Genomic DNA, 6,818 nt, shown 5'->3' on the forward strand with positions numbered 1-6,818 from the left:
ACATGAATCCCGAGGCGCCGTGGTCATGCCCACCATGATCATGACCACTATGACCGTGACCTACATGATCATGGCCACCATGTTCGTGGCTATCATGACCGTGCTCACTGTGATCATGCCCCGAATTTTTCTCCTCCGCGTCGCCGTCGGACTCATCGTGCTGGTGCTTGTGTCCGTGATCATGATGGTTTTCGTGCGAGTGCTGATGACCCTCGTGCTGCTCATGATCGTGCTCATGCGAATCATGATGGTCATGGCAGTGACCATGATCGTGTTCGTGTTCATGGTGTTCGTGCTGCTGCGCATGATCATGATGCTGGTGTTCGTGCTCATGATGCTGGTGTTCGTGCTCATGATGCTGGTGTTCGTGCTCATGGTGCCGGTGCTCGCGATGATCGTGCCCATGGTCATGCTCGGGGGCCGGCTCCCCTGCCTCCCGGGCGACCAGGTCCATGCCACACTTGGGGCAACTACCCGGCTCGTTCTGGACAACTTCCGGGTGCATGGGGCAGACATACTCGATTCTGGCGTGCAGAACAGGGGCGTCGAAATCCTCGGGGGAGTCTGAGAATGCGCCCTTGGCCAGCGCGCGCTTCAACCAGTCAACCGCGTCGATCAGGCCGGCTTGCGAAACACCCGCGGAAAAATCAGCGTCCGGTAGCGTTGACGGCGTCTGTCCGCCCAAATTGACAATGGCTCGCGGCCTCGGCATCTGCGCATAGAGCACCGCCACGGCCTCGTTCATTTTCTCTGAAAGCTCGCCGATAATCAGGAGCACGCTCGCATCGCGAGGTGTCGCGGTGATGCGCATACCTGCCGCTGTCACATCCAGGCCATGGGACAGTGCCACTTCAGGCCCCGGGACGATCAGGCAGCTCAGGTTGCCCGCGAGGGCCCGGGAAACCCACTTCTGAAGTACCGTGAACCGCTCCTGCCGCTGGCGCGCGCCCGTAATGCTCATTGTCGGGTCAGAAGTCATTGCCGCCTCAATGCCCCCTGACTCCAGCCGTAGAGCAAACCAAGAAAGAGAATGGCAAGGAACACCCCCATGTCATACAAAGCAACCAGCCCTACTTCCCTGTATACAACTGCCCAGGGGTACATAAATGCCATTTCCATGTCGAAGGCCAGAAAGAGCAGCGCGTAGCCGTAGTACCGTGCGTGATAGCGGCCCCAGACCGGGTCCCGTGACAACACTCCGGAACTCGCTGGCACGTCCTTGCCCGGCTCCCGACGCGTCGGGCCCATGGCACGGGCAATCCCAAACAGGGCCAAAACCGTAGCTGCGATGCCAAGCACCAAGGCAAGCAGCAGACCGTACTGCTCCAAAATACTCATCATCCAATCCTCAAGTCGCGCAACGGAGTCTGCACTCCGATAGCGTTCTCCAGAGACAAGATCAATATGCCCTTAACTCGCTTCTTGGTTCCGCATGGGCGAACCGTACTTCCCGAGCAAACAGAGGCTAAAAACTCACCCGCAGATATCCTTACTCCAGTCCATGATGCTTCCCTTCATATACCTTGACGTTCCTTATCTTGCCTCCCTCATTGAGCAATTCGAAATCATTTCCAGACAAAGGCTTTATCTTGTTACAGGAATAGTCGCGACCATAGACAGATGTGCAAAATTTACCGTCTTTGACCTCCCATCTTCCGATATAGTGGGTAAGGTTTCCCTGCTGTTCGCGATATTTGGTCATTCCATAGATCGAACCATCAGGATCATAGTACTCATGAAAAGTTCGAGTGCGAAAATTGTCCTGAGCATCTCGGAATTCCATTTGCACCGTGTTTCCGACGACAACATCTGCGACACCTTCGCCAGAAAGAACTTCTTCAGCGTGCAAAAATGGCGCTTGCAAAAAAGTCAAAAATACGAACAGTTTAAAATTTATTGCTTTCATCTGGTTATCTCCCAGTTTCTTTCAATTATTGTGATCACACGAACAACAGCCTTAAGTCGTATCGTAGGATTGTGAAGAAAGCTCAATGTATCAATTGCATTACAACAGTCCACTTATTTTCCACTCCGCTCAACTGGCCAGTCACTAAAAGCGATGAAGTAGAGCAAAACCAGATTGACGATGGGGATAAGTATCAAGACCCCCATCCAACCCGGATAGCCCGTGCGCTGGCAAATACGCCAGGCCGGGATGACGACTACGATGGCAATCACCAGCATCCACAGCCAGTGCCCGGCCCACATGGTGTTGCCAAACATGTTTTCCCCCATCGTGATACTGCCCTCCATGTTGAATTCCGATTACTGGTGACCGTGAGCATGGGATTCCTCGTGGCCGTTTTTTTCGGCTGCTGCAGCCCTTTTCAGGAAAAGCTGCCCGGATACCGCGATCACGATCATCGTGACAACCGCCACGCCAATGACAAACGGGTCGGTATTCAGTTTGACCCAGACAAAGCCGCCAAGCACGAGCAAATCCAGACCGATGGCCGTTGCCGGCACCCACGCCCTGGCCTTCACATCGTCGCGCAGGTAGCGAAGCACGCCCCAATGGATGGCAATGTCCATAACCAGGTAGAACACGATACCCAGGGCGGCAATCCGGGAGAGGTCAAAGAAGGCTGTCAGAGCCAGCCCCAGGACCACAGTGTAGACCAGCGTGTGCTTCTGGATGCTGCCCGGCATACCAAAATGACGGTGAGGGACCAGTTTCATTTCAGTCAGCATGGCAAGCATGCGCGAGACAGCAAAAATGCTGGCCAGAATGCCACCCGCGGTGGCCGTCATGGCAATGGCGACCGTGAACCAGAGGCCATAATCCCCCAGCGCCGGACGCGCGGCAGCCGCAAGGGAGTAATCCTGGGTCTTGATGATTTCCGCCAGGGACAGGTTGCTGGCCACGGCAAAACCGACCAGGGTGTAGATCACCACGCAGGCCGCGATGGAAATAATGATTGCTCGCCCCACATTCCGCTTAGGATCTATGACTTCGGAACCACTGTTAGTGATAGTGGTGAAGCCTTTGAAGGCAAGTATTCCAAGTGCCGTCGCACCCAGGAAATTGCCTGCGGTTCCGGCCTCGCCCGGGCTTGAGAAATCCACCGCCAGGCTGTCGGCAATCCAGACGCCCACCAGCCCGAAAACCAGTATACCGCCGATTTTCAGAAACCCGATAAAGGAAGCCACGCCCTGAATCATCCGGTTACCGAGCAGATTGGTCAGAAACGCCGCCAGGATCAGCGACACACCCAGAATGGACACCATGCGACCACTTTCATCACCACCGAACAGTTGCATGGTGTAGGAACCGAAAGTACGCGCGAGGAAGCTCTGGGCGATCACCATCGAGAAATACATCAGCAAGGCGTTGAACGCGGTCGGCAGCCGATTGCCATAGGCTTTGTAAAGGTACATGCCAATGCCCCCGGCTGACGGCCAGGCATTGGAAATCTTGACGTAGGAATAAGAACTGAAGCTGACGATCACCGCGGCCGCCAGAAACGCCAACGGGAAAAGAACCCCCGTCATCTGCGCCATTTGCCCGGTAAGGGCAAAGATACCGGCGCCGATCATGACGCCGGTACCCAGCATAACGGTTCCCGTGAGGGTGAGACTGCCTTCCTTGTAGCGAGTAGTTCTATCTTGTTCCCTGCTCATTTAACCTCCGGTTATTTTCGTTTCATGGGCGGGATCTTTGAACAGCAAAACGGATCATGCTTGGCATTGGCACGAACGTTGTCATCTGTAAATCGATACCACGCCAGCTTCCTTTGAGCCCACCACCCCGCCTTCAACCGGCCACCATGTGCTCCAATCACCTCCAATAACTCGTCGGTAGACCAATGAGTCCCATCGAAGGTAACGTCTAACAGATTATTTGGCTTGCGTTCGGCAAAATCAACACAGGGGTGATGATTGAGTTCGTGAATAAAGTCAGACCATTCACTCTCTTCAAAACCTTCCACGACAAGTTTCCGTCGCAGCAGGAACTGTTCCTGGTTCGATGCTTTATGTGCTTTAGTCATGGCGGGCCCCTCTTCGCCTTATCATTTCCCCTCAATGACAACATGCGGACCTGAACTGCGACTGAAAATCAGTGAAGGTTTTCGATGAAATTGACGTACATCATAAAATAGAGCCAGGGCAACCCCTGGCTCCTTATTCATTCCGATCAGAACGAGATGCGGGCACCGACGACTGCGAACCAGTCTTCTGTGCCACCGCCTTCGGCTTTAGCGAGATCTGCGGTATCACCGTACTTGCGCTCATGCACCACGCCCACGTAAGGCGAGAATGCGCGATCGATCAGGTCATAGCGTAACCGGAGCCCAGTTTCGGTGGAAACCAAGCCTTTGCCCACGCCAATTTCCTCATCCTCGCTGAATGCTACCGTCGCATCCAGGGTTGCAGACAGGATCCAGTAATTGGTGAAAAGCAGCTCGTATTCCGCGTCGATTTCGGCAGACGTATCACCATCCTTGCTGGCATACAGGTTGGCATCGACTTCAAACCATTGTGGGGCAAGCCCAGCGACACCCAGCACGGCATAAGTGCGATCCGGCCCTTCAGGGGTGTCGAAGCGAACACCCGCTTTGGCGTCGAAGAACTTGGAGATGGGGATCTGGCCGACCAACTGGTTTTCCAGTGTTTCGTAGGCCTGTTCCTCTATCTCGTATTCCCCGGTTGTGAGCAGCCGGACTTTGAACTCGTCGGTGCCATAGAAGGCATCCGCATTCCAGACGCCCAGTTCCTCATCATCATCGCTGTATCGGTACTCAAACTCCTCAAATTGAACACCCCAGGCTGTGAGCGGTTGTTTACGAGCGGTGGTATCGGAAATCATTTCCTGAGCTATCACCGTCGTTGAGAAACCAATAGAGGCAAGGAAACTGACTGCGGCAAGTGATCGAATACAGCTCATGCCTCACCTCCATCTTCAGCAACAACGCCTGTCTTGGCCTGCGTGGACTCAGGGCCACCCTCAACAATCACCTTGCGGAACATCCCGGCAGCCGCATGGTAAGAAAGATGGCAATGGAACGCCCATTGGCCTGGCTCGTCAACCTCGGTTTCCATGTACACCGTAGTGCCCGGGTTCACGCTAACGGTGTGTTTGATCGGGTTCCACTGACCTGCGCCAACATCAAGGATGGACCACATACCGTGCAGGTGCATGGGATGAGTCATCATGGTTTCGTTCACAAACTTGAAACGGACCCGTTCACCATATTTGAGACGAATGGGATCCGCGTCTTCGTATTTAACACCGTTGATACTCCACGTGTAGCGTTCCATATTGCCGGTCAAACGAAGCTCGATCTCCCGAGTCGGTTCGCGGTCTTCGTACAACGGGTCCTGAGCCTTCAGATCAGCATAGGACAGGAACTTGCCACCATTGGCCGCCGTCGGCACAAGGCCACTGCCCTTGGCATAGAAGGGATCGCTGGGACCGCCTTTTCCCATCGCCATGGAACCATGGTCCATGCCGGACATGTCAGAGTGATCCATTCCTTTCATGTTGGAGTGATCCATTCCTTTCATATTCGAATGGTCCATGCTGCCCATGTTTGAGTGGTCCATTCCGGACACACCTTCTGAGCTGCCCATATCCATGTTTCCATGATCCATGCCTGCCATGCTGCCATGGTCCATACCGGGCATACCGCCCATATCCGCCATGGTCAGTCGGGCAGCTTCACGCAGTTGCGGCACGGCCGCTTCCATACCCTCTTCAGGGGCCAATGTTGCCCTGGCATAGCCCGAACGCCCCATGGATTCAGCAAAAATGGTGTAGGCCTGCTCATCTTTCGGACGGACGATCACATCGTAGGTTTCCGCCACACCGATCCGGAACTCGTCCACACTAACCGGCTGAACGTTGTTGCCATCTGCCTGCACAACCGTCATGTCCAGACCGGGGATCCGGATATCAAAGTAAGTCATCGCCGAAGAGTTGATAAAACGCAGCCGAATGCGTTCGCCCGGCTCGAAGATCCCTGTCCAGTTTTGGCTTGGTCCTTTGCCGTTGATCAAGCCCGTAAAGCCATGGATATCCTCAACGTCCGCTTTCATCATCCGCATGCCACCCCAGGCCATACGGTCACTGACGGTGTTCATCAGGCCATTTTTTGACACGTCCGAGAAAAACTCGCCAACAGTTTGCTGCTCACGGTTGTAATAATCCGGCATCATTTTCAGGTTGCGCATGATGCGGTCACCGGAATGGGGGTGTTTATCGGTCAGCTGCACCACGTATTCACGATCGTAGCGGAACGGTTCACGGCCCTCGGGCTCAATGACAATGGCGCCATAGGCTCCGTCTGGCTCCTGAAAACCAGAGTGGCTGTGGAACCAATAGGTGCCTGCTTGCTGGATAGGAAATTCATAGGTGAATGTTTCACCCGGCTTGATACCTGGAAAACTGATACCTGGCACACCATCCTGGTCGAAGGGAAGGATCAGTCCGTGCCAGTGGATCGAGGTCATCTCGTCCAGGTTGTTGGTCACGTTGATTTTGACGTTTTCACCTTCCTTGAAGCGCATCACCGGTCCCGGAGATGCACCATTGTAGCCGATACCTTCTTTCACGAAATCGCCGGTATCAATTTTAACCCGGTCAACCGTCAGGCCGTATTCACCGGCCATGACCATGGCCGGCATCAGCAGGGTCAAAAGCCCTGTCAAAAGGCGTATCTTCATCTGTTTTATTCCCAACTGCACTTCATTGGAGCTAGGAGTCTGCGCGGCAGAAGTATTTTGAGCAAGTGACCCCGCCGCGTCGAATCACAGTTCGGCCCGAGAACGTATCCACAATATCCAGCCGAATAGAGTCTCGATTCTCTCTATTCAGTCAG

8 protein-coding genes and 1 pseudogene are annotated in these 6,818 nt (G+C 54.3%); 1 reads left to right on the forward strand and 8 read right to left on the reverse strand.

Annotated features, from left to right (window positions below):
- Positions 1-25: 25 nt before the first annotated feature.
- A complete protein-coding gene (locus ARC85_RS18245; protein WP_053113955.1) occupies positions 26-568 on the forward strand; it encodes a hypothetical protein in 543 nt (180 codons plus the stop codon).
- Here the strand turns inward: ARC85_RS18245 and ARC85_RS19685 are convergent.
- The 8 genes and pseudogenes from ARC85_RS19685 to ARC85_RS18280 form a co-directional block, all read right to left on the reverse strand.
- Positions 476-979 (reverse strand): annotated as a pseudogene (locus tag ARC85_RS19685) (hypothetical protein); the annotation flags it as partial. The gene ARC85_RS18245 and the pseudogene ARC85_RS19685 overlap by 93 nt on opposite strands.
- Positions 976-1,338 (reverse strand): NADH-quinone oxidoreductase subunit A, encoded by a 363-nt coding sequence (locus ARC85_RS18250; protein WP_008169436.1) that lies wholly within the window; start codon positions 1,336-1,338, stop codon positions 976-978. The pseudogene ARC85_RS19685 and the gene ARC85_RS18250, both read right to left, overlap by 4 nt.
- Positions 1,339-1,489: 151 nt before the next feature.
- Complete coding sequence (locus ARC85_RS18255; protein WP_153741171.1) at positions 1,490-1,906, reverse strand: hypothetical protein; 417 nt, start codon at positions 1,904-1,906, stop codon at positions 1,490-1,492.
- Between the two features lie 113 nt (positions 1,907-2,019).
- On the reverse strand, positions 2,020-2,253 hold the full coding sequence (locus ARC85_RS18260; RefSeq protein WP_008169431.1) for a hypothetical protein: 234 nt from the start codon (positions 2,251-2,253) through the stop codon (positions 2,020-2,022).
- A gap of 12 nt (positions 2,254-2,265) precedes the next feature.
- Positions 2,266-3,621: an APC family permease gene (locus ARC85_RS18265; protein ID WP_199456072.1), complete on the reverse strand. Its 1,356-nt coding sequence runs from the start codon at positions 3,619-3,621 to the stop codon at positions 2,266-2,268.
- Positions 3,622-3,632: 11 nt separating this feature from the next.
- A complete protein-coding gene (locus ARC85_RS18270; protein ID WP_199456073.1) occupies positions 3,633-3,989 on the reverse strand; it encodes a hypothetical protein in 357 nt (118 codons plus the stop codon).
- Between the two features lie 146 nt (positions 3,990-4,135).
- Positions 4,136-4,885 (reverse strand): copper resistance protein B, encoded by a 750-nt coding sequence (locus ARC85_RS18275; RefSeq protein ID WP_092031102.1) that lies wholly within the window; start codon positions 4,883-4,885, stop codon positions 4,136-4,138.
- Positions 4,882-6,663: a copper resistance system multicopper oxidase gene (locus ARC85_RS18280; protein ID WP_199456078.1), complete on the reverse strand. Its 1,782-nt coding sequence runs from the start codon at positions 6,661-6,663 to the stop codon at positions 4,882-4,884. The genes ARC85_RS18275 and ARC85_RS18280 overlap by 4 nt, the downstream gene beginning before the upstream one ends.
- Positions 6,664-6,818 lie beyond the last annotated feature (155 nt).

Source organism: Marinobacter sp. tcs-11 (assembly GCF_002049515.1).
Taxonomy (GTDB): domain Bacteria; phylum Pseudomonadota; class Gammaproteobacteria; order Pseudomonadales; family Oleiphilaceae; genus Marinobacter; species Marinobacter nauticus.